The sequence below is a fragment of the Rufibacter hautae genome, assembly GCF_008271695.1.
Lineage (GTDB): Bacteria > Bacteroidota > Bacteroidia > Cytophagales > Hymenobacteraceae > Nibribacter > Nibribacter hautae.
Genome location: NZ_VKKY01000001.1, coordinates 1,450,313 through 1,465,164, shown reverse-complemented (window position 1 = coordinate 1,465,164; position 14,852 = coordinate 1,450,313). Strand labels below are relative to the sequence as shown.

At 54.9% G+C, this 14,852-nt stretch carries 14 protein-coding genes; 8 read left to right on the top strand and 6 right to left on the bottom strand.

Going from position 1 to position 14,852, the window contains the following annotated elements:
• Positions 1–11: 11 nt before the first annotated feature.
• Positions 12–956 (bottom strand): SDR family oxidoreductase, encoded by a 945-nt coding sequence (locus FOA19_RS05565; protein ID WP_223808747.1) that lies wholly within the window; start codon positions 954–956, stop codon positions 12–14.
• 11 nt (positions 957–967) lie between these two features.
• On the opposite strand from FOA19_RS05565, the gene FOA19_RS05560 reads away from it, so the two are divergent.
• Positions 968–1,498, top strand: coding sequence for a 3-hydroxyanthranilate 3,4-dioxygenase (locus FOA19_RS05560; protein WP_149089771.1), 531 nt, complete (start codon positions 968–970; stop codon positions 1,496–1,498).
• Between the two features lie 53 nt (positions 1,499–1,551).
• Complete coding sequence (locus tag FOA19_RS05555; protein ID WP_149089770.1) at positions 1,552–2,283, top strand: hypothetical protein; 732 nt, start codon at positions 1,552–1,554, stop codon at positions 2,281–2,283.
• Between the two features lie 129 nt (positions 2,284–2,412).
• On the opposite strand, the gene FOA19_RS05550 is transcribed toward FOA19_RS05555, so the two are convergent.
• The 3 genes from FOA19_RS05550 to FOA19_RS05540 form a co-directional block, all read right to left on the bottom strand.
• Entirely contained in the window at positions 2,413–3,132 is a 720-nt protein-coding gene (locus FOA19_RS05550; RefSeq protein ID WP_149089769.1) for a YebC/PmpR family DNA-binding transcriptional regulator, read from the bottom strand.
• Between the two features lie 65 nt (positions 3,133–3,197).
• A complete protein-coding gene (locus tag FOA19_RS05545; RefSeq protein WP_149089768.1) occupies positions 3,198–4,058 on the bottom strand; it encodes an SDR family oxidoreductase in 861 nt (286 codons plus the stop codon).
• Positions 4,059–4,316: 258 nt separating this feature from the next.
• Complete coding sequence (locus tag FOA19_RS05540) at positions 4,317–4,700, bottom strand: RidA family protein (protein ID WP_149089767.1); 384 nt, start codon at positions 4,698–4,700, stop codon at positions 4,317–4,319.
• Between the two features lie 218 nt (positions 4,701–4,918).
• Here FOA19_RS05540 and FOA19_RS05535 point away from each other — a divergent pair, with 218 nt between their 5' ends.
• Together FOA19_RS05535 and kynU are read left to right on the top strand one after the other, a co-directional pair.
• Positions 4,919–5,974: an amidohydrolase family protein gene (locus FOA19_RS05535; RefSeq protein ID WP_149089766.1), complete on the top strand. Its 1,056-nt coding sequence runs from the start codon at positions 4,919–4,921 to the stop codon at positions 5,972–5,974.
• Between the two features lie 86 nt (positions 5,975–6,060).
• Positions 6,061–7,332 carry a kynureninase gene (gene kynU, locus FOA19_RS05530; RefSeq protein ID WP_149089765.1) on the top strand — a complete coding sequence of 424 codons (1,272 nt, stop codon included), beginning with the start codon at positions 6,061–6,063 and terminating at the stop codon, positions 7,330–7,332.
• Between the two features lie 100 nt (positions 7,333–7,432).
• Here the strand turns inward: kynU and FOA19_RS05525 are convergent, their stop codons facing one another.
• Positions 7,433–7,723, bottom strand: a complete 291-nt coding sequence (locus FOA19_RS05525) for a hypothetical protein (RefSeq protein WP_149089764.1) — start codon at positions 7,721–7,723, stop codon at positions 7,433–7,435.
• A gap of 72 nt (positions 7,724–7,795) precedes the next feature.
• Between FOA19_RS05525 and FOA19_RS05520 the strand changes: the two genes are divergently transcribed.
• Together FOA19_RS05520 and FOA19_RS05515 are read left to right on the top strand one after the other, a co-directional pair.
• Positions 7,796–9,106: a cation:proton antiporter gene (locus FOA19_RS05520; protein ID WP_149089763.1), complete on the top strand. Its 1,311-nt coding sequence runs from the start codon at positions 7,796–7,798 to the stop codon at positions 9,104–9,106.
• Positions 9,107–9,126: 20 nt separating this feature from the next.
• Positions 9,127–9,744 carry an alpha-ketoglutarate-dependent dioxygenase AlkB family protein gene (locus FOA19_RS05515; protein WP_223808746.1) on the top strand — a complete coding sequence of 206 codons (618 nt, stop codon included), beginning with the start codon at positions 9,127–9,129 and terminating at the stop codon, positions 9,742–9,744.
• A gap of 67 nt (positions 9,745–9,811) precedes the next feature.
• Here the strand turns inward: FOA19_RS05515 and FOA19_RS05510 are convergent, their stop codons facing one another.
• Complete coding sequence (locus FOA19_RS05510; protein WP_149089762.1) at positions 9,812–10,315, bottom strand: methylated-DNA--[protein]-cysteine S-methyltransferase; 504 nt, start codon at positions 10,313–10,315, stop codon at positions 9,812–9,814.
• Positions 10,316–10,420: 105 nt separating this feature from the next.
• Here FOA19_RS05510 and FOA19_RS05505 point away from each other — a divergent pair, with 105 nt between their 5' ends.
• Together FOA19_RS05505 and FOA19_RS05500 are read left to right on the top strand one after the other, a co-directional pair.
• Entirely contained in the window at positions 10,421–11,770 is a 1,350-nt protein-coding gene (locus FOA19_RS05505) for an FAD-dependent oxidoreductase (protein ID WP_149089761.1), read from the top strand.
• Between the two features lie 124 nt (positions 11,771–11,894).
• Positions 11,895–14,807 carry a CHASE domain-containing protein gene (locus FOA19_RS05500; protein WP_149089760.1) on the top strand — a complete coding sequence of 971 codons (2,913 nt, stop codon included), beginning with the start codon at positions 11,895–11,897 and terminating at the stop codon, positions 14,805–14,807.
• The last annotated feature ends 45 nt before the right edge of the window (positions 14,808–14,852 follow it).

The window sequence follows — 14,852 nt, the reverse complement described above, 5'->3', positions numbered from 1 at the left end:
GTTTGTTTCGGTTACAGGTTGCCCAGTCGGCCGCCGTCTACGGGTACGTTGATGCCGGTGATGTAGCCAGCCGCCGGTGAGGCCAGGAATGCCGCCGCCGCCGCCACTTCCTCGGGCTCGGCAAATCGGTTGGCCGGGATGCCCGCCTTCATCTCTTTTTCTATCTCCTCACGCGAGAGGCCGGTTTTCTGCATGCGGTTTTCAATCAGCGAGTGGTGGCGGGCCGTTACTGTAGCGCCAGGCAGTACATTGTTGACCGTAATGCCAAACGGCGCCAGCTCAAAAGACAGCGTTTTAGCCCAGTTGGCCACCGCGCCCCTGATGGTGTTGGATACGCCCAAGCCTTTGATGGGCTGCTTCACCGAGGTGGAGATAATGTTAATGATGCGGCCGTACTGCGCTTCCTGCATGTACGGCACCACCGCCTGCACCAGCACGTGGTTAGACAGCAGGTGCGCCGCAAAGGCATTCTCAAACTCTTCTAAAGCAGCATCCAAAGCCGGTCCGCCCGCCGGTCCGCCGGTGTTATTTACCAGGATATGGTTTTGACCGATTTTCTCTAAATGGGCCGCTAAACGTTCCTGCACCTCCCGAGGCCGGCTGAAGTCTGCCACTACGTACTGGTGCTCTTGCCCGGCTTGGGTAGACAGTTCCTGTAAGGTTTGTTGCAGGCGTTCTTCGTTGCGGGCTACCAGCGTGACCGTTGCGCCCATGAGCGCTAACTCCAGGGCCACCGCTTTGCCAATTCCCTGCGTACTGCCGCAGACCACGGCGTGCTTGTCTTGTAGGTTCAAATCCATAGAGGTAAATGTACAGATTATTCCGGATGGAGGGAATGGCTGTTTCTGGCCCGCTTTGGTGAAAACGGCCCCAGAACGGCATCTATCTTTTATGCGGCAGGTTTCGTACCTTGGAGCAATCTCTGGGCCGATTCCGGAGACGCATCCTATACTCAAACGCTATTGACATGGCCTTACAACCTGCCTTCAACTTCAAGAAATGGATAGAGGAACACCGCCACCTGCTTAAGCCGCCGGTGGGCAACCAACAGGTGTACAAAGACAACAAAGACTTTATTGTGATGGTGGTGGGCGGACCCAACTCGCGCAAAGATTACCACATCAACAACGGCGAGGAATTCTTTTTCCAGTTGGAAGGCGACATCGTGCTCAAAGTCATTGACAACGGCGAGTTCAAAGACATCCACATCAACGAAGGCGATATTTTCCTGCTTCCACCCAATGTGCCCCACTCCCCACGCCGCGGCCCAAACACCGTAGGGCTGGTGATGGAGCGTTACCGCAATGAAAGCGAACTAGACGGTTTCCAGTGGTACTGCGAGAACTGCAACACCAAACTGTACGAAGAGTTCATCCCGGTGTCAGACATCGTGGGGCAGTTGCCCGTGGTCATGAACGCCTTCTGGGCCTCAGACGAAAAACGCACCTGCTCCAACTGCTGTGAAGTGATGGCGAAGCCGGCTCCAGTGCAGCAGTAGAAAAGAATTACCGTTTAGCACTAGTCTTTGCTGTAATTAGTCGTTAGAGCCCAATGAAATATATTAAAAGCATATCCAGATTGCCTCAATTAATAATTACTCTCTCGTTTCATTTATCTGTTTGGATAATAGAGCGGTTCAGCAATGTTAAAAAGTATGAGGAGATAGTTGATAAGCTTAATGAGTTAGAACGAGGAACCTTAGGGAAGGATATTGCTGAATGCTTGATAAGCAATAAGCTAAGGCTTGTGCCGGGGTATGAATCACATGACCTCAAACATGTTCTTTTGGACTATAAAATGACTCCGGTTGACGAAATAAGAATGCAAGCATTTATGATTGGCAATGGGAATATATCTGTGCCAAGTCTAGCCATCTTTTTGTACGGATTTTTACTCCTTCCTAATAAGTGGCGAATCTTTTATGGTGACTTCAAGCAGGGGCTAGCATCACAATCAATAAAGTCTTGGCAGATTGAACAGTATTCAAAATACTACACAGCAGATTTAAGGAAAAGAGTGGTAGGTTCTAAAAATATAGAACTTGTGATGAAAACTAAATTAACAAAGATTGCCTTGATTACTTCCTGTATGTCTATGCTGTTAGGAGGATTTGGGATGCTATATTGTTTACCTTATTTATTCTCTCCAGTACTTGAAGATTTAGTGGGAGCAGGTTTCCCATTTTTAGGAGGAGCTATATTGTTCGCAGCCGGACTACTCAGTTTCTCAGTCACCAATAAAAAGTCTGGCTCTATCAATGCTTATGAGACAGTTGGCACTTGACACAGTTCTAACTGTTTGTACCTTCAACAGTATCCAATTAACACAAAGGCCCGCCTTCTCCAAAGAAAGCGGGCCTTTGCTATGATTACTGTTTCGCGGCAGATTTTCAGAAATCAGCCTGTAAATAGTTTATTCTTCTTTCATGTTGTGGTACACGGCTTGCACGTCATCGTCCTCTTCCAGGCGGTCAATGAGTTTTTCCATGTCTTCCTGTTGCTCCGGGGAAAGTTCTTTGAGAACGGTTGGGTAGCGCTGCAATTCTGAGGTTTTCACGTGGAGGCCGCGCTCTTCCAGGGCTTTCTGCATCGCCCCAAAATCACCGAAAGAGGTTTGGATGATGATCTCGTTCTCTTCTTCGTCTTTGTCAATGCTCTCCAGCCCGAAATCAATCAGGTCCAGCTCCAGTTCTTCCATGTCCAGGCCTTCGCCGTTGAGGTGAAAAACGCCTTTACGCTCAAAGATAAAGTCAAATTGACCGGTGCGGCCTAGCTCCCCGCCGGTGCGGTTGAAGTGCATGCGCACGTTGGCCACGGTGCGATTCACGTTGTCGGTAGCGGTTTCTACCAAAACAGCCACGCCGTGCGGACCGTAGCCCTCATATACAACTTCTGAGTAATCGCTTTCTTCTTTGCCTTGGGCGCGTTTAATGGCGGCTTCCACGCGGTCTTTGGGCATGTTCACCCCTTTGGCGTTCTGGATGCACACCCGCAGGCGGGCGTTGGTGTCTGGGTCGGGTCCGCCGGATTTCACGGCCATCACAATCTCTTTCCCTATGCGGGTGAACTGCTTGGACATCATGTCCCAGCGTTTCATCTTCCGGGCTTTCCGGAACTCAAATGCTCTTCCCATGCGGTTAGTCTAAAACAAAGTATAGGCAAATATCAGGAAAAACGGCGGATAGCCCAAGCGGGTTGCTACACATGTTCGGCTAAATAATCCTCCAGCTTCAGTTTGCCTTTGATGGGGGCTACGCAGTCTCTTTTGGTGACTTCCACAAAGAATGCCGCCTTCTCATAGAGAGACCGGTTCACCAGGCGCACCATGGACAGAAAAGAGTTCACCACCCAATACGGCACTTTGGGAATGGCCCTGTTGCCCTTGCCCACCGCCTTGCCCACCAGTTGTACCAATTCCAGACGCGAATAAGTTACCGGGCCGCCCAGTTCCATCACTTTCTCCGGAGAGGTAAGCGCCTGCACGCAGGCCTCGGCTACTTCCTGCTCATGGATAGGATTGGTGATGCACTCCCCGTCACCGATAGACGCCAGCCGGCCCTTGCGCGCCATGGGCAGCAGATTCAGGAAAGCCGAGAAAAGCGCGGGTGGTTTGATGATGGTGGCGGCAATCCCGCTGTGCTGCAGGGCCCGGGCAAAGTCTTCGTGCGCCTTGAAGTACGCCACGTGCGGGTGTTTCTCGCCGCTGAAGGCACCCACGTAGATGAATTTCTTCAACTGGCCGTGGGCCTGCGCCAACTGGAGCACGTTCAGGTTGCCCTGAAAATCCACTTCGTGGAAGGAGGTACGGCTGCTGTCTGAGAGGCTCAGGCTTTTGCCCAGCGCCGAGATGATGTAATCCACGCCCTGTACCAGCGCCGGGGAAAGGGTTTCAGGATCAGTGGGGTCGCAGATGATCACCTCGTCTACCGAGGGCTGTAGCTGCTCGGCTTTCAGGGGCGTGCGGGCGGTGGCGCGGACCTTGTAAGGCTGCTGTTTCAGCACTTCCAGGATACTGGAGCCGAGGCTTCCGGTGCTTCCCAAAACAAGGATTGTTTGCATAGACAGGGCGGGTGAGAGGTGGGGAATATACTCTTGTCCTCTAAACTACCCATCTTTTGAATTTATTGCAAAAGAAGCCGCCTGTAAAATGAGTTTTGGCAACAAACCCATCGGCCACCTGGCAATGTATTGTTCGCCAGATAACCAATCCAAGTCTTGGCTGAAGGATGAAAAATCGGCTTCCGGCACACATAAATCCTAAGTGAATAAGCAATCTTGTTTCAAGGCCGATTTTCTGAAAATGGCCGGAAAACCTCCTTAACCGATGTAGGCAGTGGCTTCAATCTCCACCAGCAGCGCGGGGTCAATGAGGGCTTTGACTTCCACCATGCTGGTGACCGGCCTGATGTCTTTGAAAAACTCGCCGTGCGCGCGGCCCACCTCTTCCCATTGGCTGATATCGGTCACGAACATGCGCGTGCGTACTACCTCGTCCAGTGAGGCGCCGGCTTCCTGCAAGACCCGTTCTATCTTCTGCAGAATGCAAACCGTTTGCGCGTACACATCGCCTGGACTAACCACCTGACCGTTCTCTACGGCGGTGGTGCCGGCGACTTCAATCAAGGGGCCCACGCGTACGGCCCTGGAGTAACCTACAGTGCTTTCCCAGGGTGCGCCCGAGGAGAATAATTGTCGTGCCATGTGCGTATATAATAAGGTGAAAGGATGAAGTAAGTTTATCTAACCTGCCGCACTTCTGCCAGGCCGCGAGGCATTTTTCGTAAATATTTTGCCGTGCGTTTCAAGCTGGTTTTGTCAAAAACAAGCCAGAAAACGGAGCCTGCCGACCTTGAGACGAGACTATGTGAAAGAGATTTCGTAAGTTGAGCAACAGTTCCTTTTTGTTTGTTCTGCCAGCCATGTCCTACCAGCCGCTTAAGATAGACATCCACACCCACATTCTGCCGGAGCGTTGGCCCGATCTGCGGGAGCGGTACGGCTATGGCGGGTTCATCAGGCTGGAGCACCACAAACCCTGCTGCGCCCGCATGATGCTGGACGACCGGTTCTTCCGTGAGATCCAGGAAAACAGTTGGGATCCCGCGGCCCGCATGCGCGAGTGCGACCAACATGGCGTGCACGTGCAGGTGTTAAGTACCGTGCCGGTCATGTTCAGTTATTGGGCCAAGCCCGAGCACACCTGGGACCTCTCTAAAATCCTTAACGACCATATTGCCGGGGTGGTGGCCCGGTACCCGGCGCGGTTTGTGGGTCTGGGTACCCTGCCCATGCAAGACACCGACCTGGCCATCAAAGAACTGGAGCGCTGCGTGAAAGAGCTTGGGTTGGCCGGGGTGCAGATAGGCTCCAACGTGAACGACACCAACCTGGACGATGCCGCCTTGTTCCCCATCTTTGAAGCCGCCGCCGATCTGGGGGCTGCCGTTTTTGTGCATCCCTGGGACATGATGGGCGAGAAGAAGATGCGCAAGTACTGGCTGCCTTGGCTCGTGAGCATGCCTGCCGAGACCTCCCGGGCCATCTGCTCGCTTATCTTCGGAGGGGTGCTGGAACGGTTGCCTAACCTCAGGCTGGCCTTCGCGCACGGCGGCGGATCTTTCCCGTTCACGCTGGGCCGCATCCAACACGGCTTTGACGTTCGCCCCGATCTCTGCGCCGTGGACAACCCCGTGGCCCCGGAAAACTACGTGGGCAAGTTCTGGATAGACTCATTGGTTCATTGCCCCAATACCCTAGATTATGTGGTAAAGCAATTTGGGGCAGACCGGGTGGCCTTGGGCTCCGATTACCCTTTTCCGCTGGGTGAGCAGGAGCCCGGCAAACTCATTGAGTCCATGGCTTATTCCCAAGAGGTGAAAGAACTGCTGCTGGGTGGCGCCGCCTTGCAATGGCTGGGTCTGGAGAAAGAGCGTTTCCTGGTGCAGAAGTTGGCCCAGAGCAAACAAACCCCCTGATTTTCTGTTGGTGTAGAAAGTACCCAGGATGGGGCTGTTTGCACCGGCATCTTCTTAAATTTGTTTCTTCAACGTATTCGCATTTCATGGCTTTTCAAAATACCCTTGCCTTTGCCCAATCCCTAGACCAGGCAGATCCGCTCCGGTCGTACAGAGACCAGTTCCATATTCCAACCTTCAATGGGAAAGACACGGTCTATCTCTGCGGCAACTCCCTGGGGCTACAGCCCAAAGCGGCCCGGGCCGCCCTGGAGGAAGAAATGACCAAATGGGCCGAATTGGGTGTGGAAGGGCATTTTACCGGTGATACGCCTTGGTTTACCTACCATGCGGCCTTGGCCGAGCCAACTGCCCGGCTGGTGGGTGCCCTGCCGCAGGAAGTGGTGGTCATGAACCAGCTCACCGTGAACCTGCACCTCATGCTGGTATCTTTTTATCTGCCGCAAGGCCAGCGCTATAAGATCTTGACCGAGGCCGGGGCATTCCCCTCAGACCAATACGCGCTGGAGAGTCAGGTGAAATTCCACGGATTCAACCCCGATGCCGCCATTATTGAAGTGGCGCCCAGGGCCGGCGAGCATACGCTGCGCACCGAGGACATTCTGGCCGTCATCCGCGAGAAAGGCAGCGAGATTGCGCTGGTGATGATGGGTGGAGTGAACTACTATACCGGTCAGGTGTTTGACATGGCCGCCATCAGCCGCGAGGCCCATGCTGCAGGCGCCATCTGCGGTTTTGACCTGGCGCACGCCGCGGGCAACGTGCCACTGCAACTGCACGGCTGGAACGTGGACTTTGCCGTGTGGTGTACCTATAAATACCTGAACTCTGGCCCGGGCGGAACCTCCGGGGTGTTTGTGCACGAGCGCCACGCCAAGAACCCAGACCTGCCGCGCTTCGCCGGCTGGTGGGGCCATGACCAGAGCGTGCGCTTCCAGATGAAGAAAGGCTTTATTCCTATGCCGGGCGCCGAGGGATGGCAGCTCTCCAACAGCCAGATTCTGCCCATGGCTGTGCACAAAGCCTCCCTACAGATGTTTGACCAAGCTGGTATGCAGAACCTGCGCGCTAAAAGCGAGCAGCTCACCGGCTACCTTGAGTTCCTGATCAATGAACTAGCGCAGCCCAAAGAAGCCTTGGAAGTCATCACGCCCAAAGAGCCATCGGCGAGGGGTTGCCAGTTGTCATTGCTGGTGCACCAGAACGGCCGCGAGCTGTTTGAGACCTTAATGGCCAATGGCTTTATCCTGGACTGGCGCGAGCCCAACGTGATCCGGGTGGCGCCCACGCCGCTCTACAACACCTTTGAAGACGTGTTCCGGTTCGGGCAGTTTTTGGCGGCGCATTTCCAGAAATAGAGCTCTTTGCTATTCGCAAAAGCTACAAATAGATAGCGCTCCTTTACCTACCCCTACCCCTCCCAGGAGGGGATTTCTAACTAGAATGCTTGGGAAAGCCTTAGCCTTTACTTTTAGGCTTTTGGTATTCCCCTCCTGGGAGGGGTAGGGGTGGGTTGATTTTCAACAGCGGGAATGGAGACAATAGATTAAATACAGCCAACCAACGCTTCTTCCACGTGCCTTTTCTTAGGTTGTTTGTTTTAGAGGTAGTTTGCGCAAAACCGCCTCTAAACACAAAGACCTGAGGAAAGGCATTTTGCTTTAGGGGTAGTTTCTGGCTGAGAAGGAGTTGCCTGAGCAGGTAGCCACAGGTTTTTTTGCGCTTTTTCAGAAAATAAGGCAGAAACATGCGCCTGGTTTCCGTATGAGGTAAGTATTTATACGAGGAGCAGGGTTCCGCCTGCCAGAAACTGAAGCGGCCATGGACATTTACCTGATTTCTTTTGTGGTGGTTGGCATTGCCGCGCTGGCCATGGCCTGGTTGCCCACCTGGTTCAAGGAAGTGCCTGTTTCCTATGCCATGCTGTTTATCTGCGTGGGTTTTCTGCTCTATAAACTCCCCATCGGGTTGCCTGAGCCTGACCCTTTGCGCAAGAACGATTTTGCGTTGCGGCTCTCAGAACTGTGCGTCATCATCACGCTTATGGGCACGGGCATCAAGATCAACCGGCGGTTTTCCTTGTTCAAGTGGCAGGTGCCGTTGCGGTTGGTGAGCTGGACCATGCTGCTTTGTATAGGCACCCTGGCTTGGCTGGCCTGGCAGTTCCTGGGCTTTCCGGTGGCCTCGGCGGTGTTGCTGGCGGCGGCTTTGGCGCCCACTGACCCAGTGCTGGCCTCCGATGTACAGGTGGGGCCGCCCAGCGATGAGGTGGAAGACGCCACCCGTTTCGCGCTCACTGCCGAGGCCGGTCTAAACGACGGCATGGCTTTTCCCTTTACCTGGCTGGCCATCTCGTTGGCACTTCACGGGCTGGCGCCCGAAGCCTGGCTCATGGACTGGCTTTCCTATGATGTGCTGTACCGCATTGTGGTGGGCGTGGGAGCGGGTTTTTTGCTGGGGAAAGTGCTGGAGTACCTCTTGTTCAAGCTTCCCAAGAAAGGCAACTTCCCCGAGACGCAGGACGGCTTTGTGGCCATCTCGGCGACGTTACTCGTTTACGGCCTCACTGAGATGGTGCACGGGTACGGCTTCATTGCGGTGTTCATCACGGGCCTTACCCTCAAGCATTACGAAGAAGACAATTCCTACCACCGTGAGATGCATGATTTCACCGACCAGATTGAACGGATTCTGGTGGTCATTGTGCTCATTTTGCTGGGCGGCAGCATCAGCCGGGGCCTGCTGGATGCGCTTACCTGGCAAGGCGCGCTGGTGAGCATCGGGTTTCTGCTGGTGATTCGGCCGCTGGCCGGATTCATTGGTTTATTGGGCGTTCCGGTGAAAACCCGGGAAAAGTGGGCCATCAGCTTCTTCGGGATTAGGGGGATAGGATCGGTGTTCTACCTGGCTTTCGCCTTGGGCAAAGCCGATTTCGCGAACCCCGAGGAAATCTGGGCGGTGGCGGGCTTCACCATCCTGTTGTCGGTTTTCATGCACGGCGTGCTGGCTACCCCCATCATGCGCTACCTGGACAAGGTCCGGAAGCCCACCGATTTCATTGACCCCGACAAAGCCGCCCTGGAGATGTCAGACAATGACAAAGGCGAGCCTACCGCTAAGCCCCAGGAATAATTTAGCTGTATCTTTCCTGCATGCCGCACCTCTCCCCAGAATTCCAAAAGCAGTTTGCCGCCTGTAAGCTGCCTATGCCCGATGCGGAGGTCTACCTGCTCCCGGCTTTTATTCCCCCGGGGAAACGAGAGGTTCTGCAACAGGCGCTGACAGAGAAAGCCGCCTGGCGCCAAGAGAAGATCAGGATGTTTGGCCGCCAGGTAGACCAGCCCCGGCTCACCGCCTGGTACGCCGATGCCGGCAAAGCCTACACCTACTCGGGCCTCACCTGGGAACCGCTGCCCTGGCTGCCAGAATTATCAGATTTAAGAAAAGACCTGGAAAAGACTACGGGCGCCGCTTTCAACAGCGTGTTGCAAAACCTCTATCGTCACGGCCAAGACAGCATGGGCTGGCACGCCGATGATGAACCCGAATTAGGGCAGAACCCCATCATTGCCTCTATCAGCTTGGGCCAGGAGCGCACCTTCTCTTTCCGGCACCGGCAACAGAAAGACTTGAAACACCAACTGGTTTTGCCCTCCGGCAGTCTGCTCCTCATGGCCGGCCCCACCCAACACTTCTGGCACCATCAACTCCCCAAAACCACCAAACCGCTTCAACCAAGAATCAACCTCACGTTTAGATTGATTGATTGAGTGATTGAATGATTGAGAGAATGTCATTTTCCTATTCACTCATGCTCTCAATCACTCCTTCTCTCATTTAAAAGAGAGCCGTCTGGTACGTGCCGCTCATTTTGGCTTCGTGTTCTAAAAGCCACTGTTTGCGCCAGAGTCCTCCGGCATAACCGGTAAGCTGGCCCTGCGCGCCCACTACGCGGTGGCAGGGTACCAGAATCATCCAGGGGTTGGCGCCGTTGGCCACGCCCACCGCCCGTACCGCACCCGCGTTATTCATGCGTTTAGCCAGACCCAGGTAATGGTCGGTTTTGCCCAAGGGGATCTGTTGCAAAGCTTGCCAGACCTGTTGCTGAAAGGGAGTGCCTTGGGTGTAGAGCGGGAGGTCAAAGGTGTGGCGTTTACCGGCGAAGTATTCTTCCAGTTGCGTGGCGGCCTCCTGCAGACAGACGGGGATAACCGGGCTGTCCGTTTCGGGGCCGTTTTCCAGAAAGCAAGCCCTAAACAGCTGATTTTCCGTAGAGGTAAGCTGAATGGTGCCCACCGGTGAAGTGACATGGAGCACAAAGAGCGATGAAGGGGCAGACATGGCAGGGCTTGTTTACAAAATTTAACCTAAGTTTACCTCTTCTTTCCGTAGAAAGCACCTTTTGAGGGCCAGTTTCTGCGTAGAGACCACACGTAACTAAAATTGATGGAGAAAACCACCCAACTCAGCGTCATGGGCGGGGGCCTGGTAGGCTGCCTGCTGTCTTTGTATCTTGCCAAACAAGGATACCGGGTGGATGTGTACGAGCGGCGGCCAGACCTGCGCCGCACCGATCTTGGCGGCGGGCGCTCCATCAACCTGGCGTTGAGTGACCGCGGTTGGCGGGCCCTGGAAACCATCGGCATTGCCGAGGATATCCGCAAGGTGGCCATTCCCATGTACCAGCGCGTGATGCATGACAAGAACGGGAATCTCTCTTTCCAGCCGTACGGGCAGGAGGGGCAGGCCATCTACTCCGTTTCCCGGGGCGGCCTGAACCAGGCGCTGTTGGATTTGGCCGAGGCCGAGCCCACCATCTCGCTGCACTTTCAGCAACAGGTCATGGAGGTGGAGGTGGCCACGAACAAAGTCACCATGCTGGACACGGTCTCGGGGCAGGAGCACCACATCTCGCCGGACGTGATTTTTGCCGCCGACGGCGCCTATTCCATGGTGCGGCTGTCATTGCAGAAAACAGACCGGTTCAACTACGAGCAAAGCTACCTGGACTACGGCTACAAAGAACTCACCATTCCGCCCGCGGCCGATGGGAGCTGGCAACTGGAGAAAAACGCGCTGCACATCTGGCCCCGCGGCCAGTACATGATGATTGCGCTGCCTAACGTGGACGGGTCTTTTACCTGCACCATGTTTTTCCCCTACGAAGGCGAGCCCTCCTTTAAATCACTGCAGACGCCCGAGCAACTGACCAGCTTCTTCCAGGAAATCTTCCCCGATGCCACGGCGCTCATGCCCGATCTGGCGCAGGAGTTCTTCGAGAATCCCATCGGGTCGTTGGTGACCATCAAGTGCCAGCCCTGGCGCCACAGCGGCAAGATCCTGTTGCTGGGCGATGCCGCCCACGCCATCGTGCCGTTCTACGGGCAGGGCATGAACGCCGGGTTTGAGGACTGCACCGTTTTGCGCGGTTTATTGGAACAGCACCAAGACAATTGGGAGACCATTTTCCAGACGTTCCAGGACGTGCGCAAGCCCAACACCGATGCCATTGCCGACCTGGCCGTCTATAACTTTATTGAGATGCGTGACAAAGTCGCCGATCCGCGTTTTCTGCTCCAAAAGAAAATAGAGGCCAAAATCACAGCCCAATACCCAGATTCCTGGCTGCCTTTGTATTCCATGGTTACCTTTTCCCCGGATTTACCGTATGCCGAGGCACTGGCCAATGGTCAGCGGCAGGAAGAGATCATGCGGGTATTAATGGAACATATCCAGAAAGAGGAAGACTATGACAAGCCAGCAGTGCAGGAGTACCTGCAGGCGCAACTGGCTTAGTTTGCCTCTGTTTTCAGGCCTTTTTCCGGAAAACACCCTTTAAACACCCTGCAGAAAAGTCTTTGCCGGCCAAACCCAAAACACCTTCTACATACCTAGAGAAGGTGAAGCGAACTGATTGTACATGATATTTTCCCGTCTGAAAGATTACTACCTGGCCCTGGGGTCCTTTGTATTGGTGTTGGGAATCACCTTGTATGCCTACTATGTGTCCAAATCCAATGACGAGGCTGAGGATGCCCGCATGTTTGAGATCAAGAAGGTGCAGATCAAAGCCACCCTGGAGCGCCGCATGGGCTATTACTTGCAGATCTTGAAGGGCGTAAACGGGTTGTTTGCCGCCTCAGACACTGTGACCCGCGCCGGTTTCCATGGCTACCTGAGTTCGCTGGATATCCTCCGGAACTACCCCGGGGTGCAGGGGATTGGATTCGCGGCCATGGCCACGCCAGAGCAGGCCCCGGTGCTGGAGGCCCGCATTCGGGCCGAGGGGTTTCCCAATTTCCAGATCACCCCGGTTGGGCCCCGCACAGAGTACTCGGCCATCATCTTTTTGGAACCCATGAACGTGGCCAACCAACGGGCCTTGGGTTTTGACATGTTCAATGACCCTACCCGCCGCGAGGCCATGGAAGCTGCCCGTGACTCAAACCGGCCGGCCATGACGGGTAAGGTGCGGTTGGTGCAGGAAAGCGGGAAAGATGTGCAGGCGGGCCTGCTTATCTACATGCCGGTCTACTACGGCGGCGAAGACCCGGTAGACTTCATGGAGCGCAGAAACAAGCTGCGGGGCTTTGTCTATGCGCCTTTCCGAGCCAAAGACCTTTTCTCCAATACCTTGGGTGATGCTTTGGAGAACATCAGCATTTCCATCTATGACGGCAAAAAGATAAAAGAAGACGCGCTCCTTTTCCGGAACGCCACGGATATTGACGTTGCTGCCAGCTCTGACAGCCTGCTCACAGATACAGACACCATTCGGTTTGCCGGCCGTACCTGGACCCTGCGCTACAAAGCGAACAAGGCTTTCGCTGAGGCCTCGGGCATAGACCAGCACGACCTCATCTTGTTGGGTGGCAGCATCATCAGCTTGCTTATTTTCTTCGTGGTCTGGTCACTGCAGCGATACCTGCGCTCAAACCAACTCACTGAGCTCATCACCAAAAACACCACCGCCGGTTTGTTCATGCTGGACGACCGGGGCTACTGTACCTTTCAGAACCCATCCGCTGAAAAGTTGCTGGGGTATGACCTATCGGAATTGAAGCGAAGGCCTTTGTATGAGGTGGTGCACCGGGGCAGTGAGGCCGGGAACCTGGCGCCGGAGCTGGTGTCTCAGAAAGCCTTTACCTTTGAAGATTCCTTTGTCTGCCATGACGGCAACCTTATTCCGGTGGTCTGCTCTACCCGTTTTGTGAAGCAGGGCGGCCAGGTGGTTGGCCACATTCTGGAGGTGCGCGATGTCACGGAGGAGAAGAAAGCCCAGCAAGCCCTGCTGGAGAGCGAGGCCCGTTTCCGCAACATGGCCGACAGTGCCCCAGTGATGATCTGGATCACCGATGAGCACCACAACTGCACCTACGTAAACCGACAGTGGCTCAAGTTCACCGGCTCCAGGTTTGAGGACAACCTAGGGCAGGGCTGGCTGCAGTTCATCCATCCAGACGACAACCCCGGCATGATGCAGTCTTACCAGCAGGCGGTAGCGGCAAATGAGGAGTTCAAGGTGGAATACCGGCTGCGCCGCCGCGATGAGGCTTACCGCGGGGTGGTGACCATGGGTATTCCCCGGTTCAGCACCGAGGGCGGGGAGTTCCTGGGATACATCGGCTCGGCTATTGACATCAGTGACCGCATCAAGATGGAGAAAAAGCTGAAGCAGTCCGCCGATACGCTGCAGCAGATCTTCATGCAGGTTCCGGCCATTGTGGGGCTGGTGCGCGCCAAAGACCTGAAATACACTCTGGTGAACGCTTACCTGAGCAACCTGTACGACGGGAAAGCCAAGGTAGGGGAGATTGCCACAGATTCGCTGCCCGCGTCTCAGCGGGAGCAGTTCAGCACCGTTATCCGGCACATCGCGGAAACCGGCGAGCCGTTTGTGGGCCAGGAAGTACCGGTTTACTTCAGTGATTCTCCCGAGGGCCAGCAAAACGTACGGCACTTCAACATCGTGTATGAGCCCATCAAAAACGGCCGTGGGGAGGTGGAGTCGGTGCTCACGTTTGCGGTGGAGGTGACGGAACAGGTGAGAAGCCGCGAGCAGCTCTCCACCATCAACGACGAGCTGAACCTGAAAAACCAGGAGCTGATCAGGATCAACAATGACCTGGACAACTTCGTGTACACGGCTTCCCATGACCTGCGTTCGCCTTTGGCCAACCTGGAGGGGCTTACCTCGGCCTTGCTGGAAACCGTAGAGGGGAATGAGGAGAGCGAGGAGCATTTGCTGCTGCACATGGTGGCCTCCTCCATCGGTAAACTGAAGGGCACCATCCATGACCTCACGGAAATTACCAAGGTGCAGAAAGACCTGGACTCACAGGCGGAGATGCTATCCTTTGCCGAAGTGTTGGCCGGGGTAGAGGAAGACATTGCGCCCATGATCCAGGCCTCCGGGAGCCAGCTGCAAACCACCTTTGAGGTGAAACACCTGCGGTACGCCCGCAAGAACCTGCGCAGCATCCTCTATAACCTGGTGTCCAATGCGGTGAAATACCGCGATCCGGCCCGTAAACTCACGGTTCACATCCACACCTCCCGGCAGGATGGCTACGTGGTGTTGAGCGTGGCAGACAATGGGCTGGGCATTAGGGAAGACCAACAGGAGAAGCTGTTCACCATGTTCCGCCGCTTCCACTCGCACGTGGAGGGCACTGGCATAGGCCTGTACATTGTAAAACGCATCATTGAGAACAACGGCGGCCGCATTGAAGTGAGCAGTAAGCAAGGCGAGGGTACCACCTTTACCGTGTACTTCCGCGAGGAGAAAGTGACGCCTCCGCCTGCCCTCCTGGCCTCCGGGGAAAAGATGTAAAGCAAAGCGCATCATGTAAAAAGAGCACCGGAACGGAAAGGTAAT

Excerpts from the sequence above, each read along its gene's own strand:
- FOA19_RS05500 (WP_149089760.1), top strand. The coding sequence starts at position 11,895 with ATGATATTTTCCCGTCTGAAAGATTACTACCTGGCCCTGGGGTCCTTT.
- FOA19_RS05545 (WP_149089768.1), bottom strand. The coding sequence starts at position 4,058 with ATGCAAACAATCCTTGTTTTGGGAAGCACCGGAAGCCTCGGCTCCAGT.
- FOA19_RS05555 (WP_149089770.1), top strand. The coding sequence starts at position 1,552 with ATGAAATATATTAAAAGCATATCCAGATTGCCTCAATTAATAATTACT.
- FOA19_RS05510 (WP_149089762.1), bottom strand. The coding sequence starts at position 10,315 with ATGTCTGCCCCTTCATCGCTCTTTGTGCTCCATGTCACTTCACCGGTG.
- FOA19_RS05535 (WP_149089766.1), top strand. The coding sequence starts at position 4,919 with ATGTCCTACCAGCCGCTTAAGATAGACATCCACACCCACATTCTGCCG.
- FOA19_RS05515 (WP_223808746.1), top strand. The coding sequence starts at position 9,127 with ATGCCGCACCTCTCCCCAGAATTCCAAAAGCAGTTTGCCGCCTGTAAG.
- FOA19_RS05550 (WP_149089769.1), bottom strand. The coding sequence starts at position 3,132 with ATGGGAAGAGCATTTGAGTTCCGGAAAGCCCGGAAGATGAAACGCTGG.
- FOA19_RS05540 (WP_149089767.1), bottom strand. The coding sequence starts at position 4,700 with ATGGCACGACAATTATTCTCCTCGGGCGCACCCTGGGAAAGCACTGTA.
- kynU (WP_149089765.1), top strand. The coding sequence starts at position 6,061 with ATGGCTTTTCAAAATACCCTTGCCTTTGCCCAATCCCTAGACCAGGCA.
- FOA19_RS05520 (WP_149089763.1), top strand. The coding sequence starts at position 7,796 with ATGGACATTTACCTGATTTCTTTTGTGGTGGTTGGCATTGCCGCGCTG.
- FOA19_RS05560 (WP_149089771.1), top strand. The coding sequence starts at position 968 with ATGGCCTTACAACCTGCCTTCAACTTCAAGAAATGGATAGAGGAACAC.
- FOA19_RS05505 (WP_149089761.1), top strand. The coding sequence starts at position 10,421 with ATGGAGAAAACCACCCAACTCAGCGTCATGGGCGGGGGCCTGGTAGGC.
- FOA19_RS05525 (WP_149089764.1), bottom strand. The coding sequence starts at position 7,723 with ATGTTTCTGCCTTATTTTCTGAAAAAGCGCAAAAAAACCTGTGGCTAC.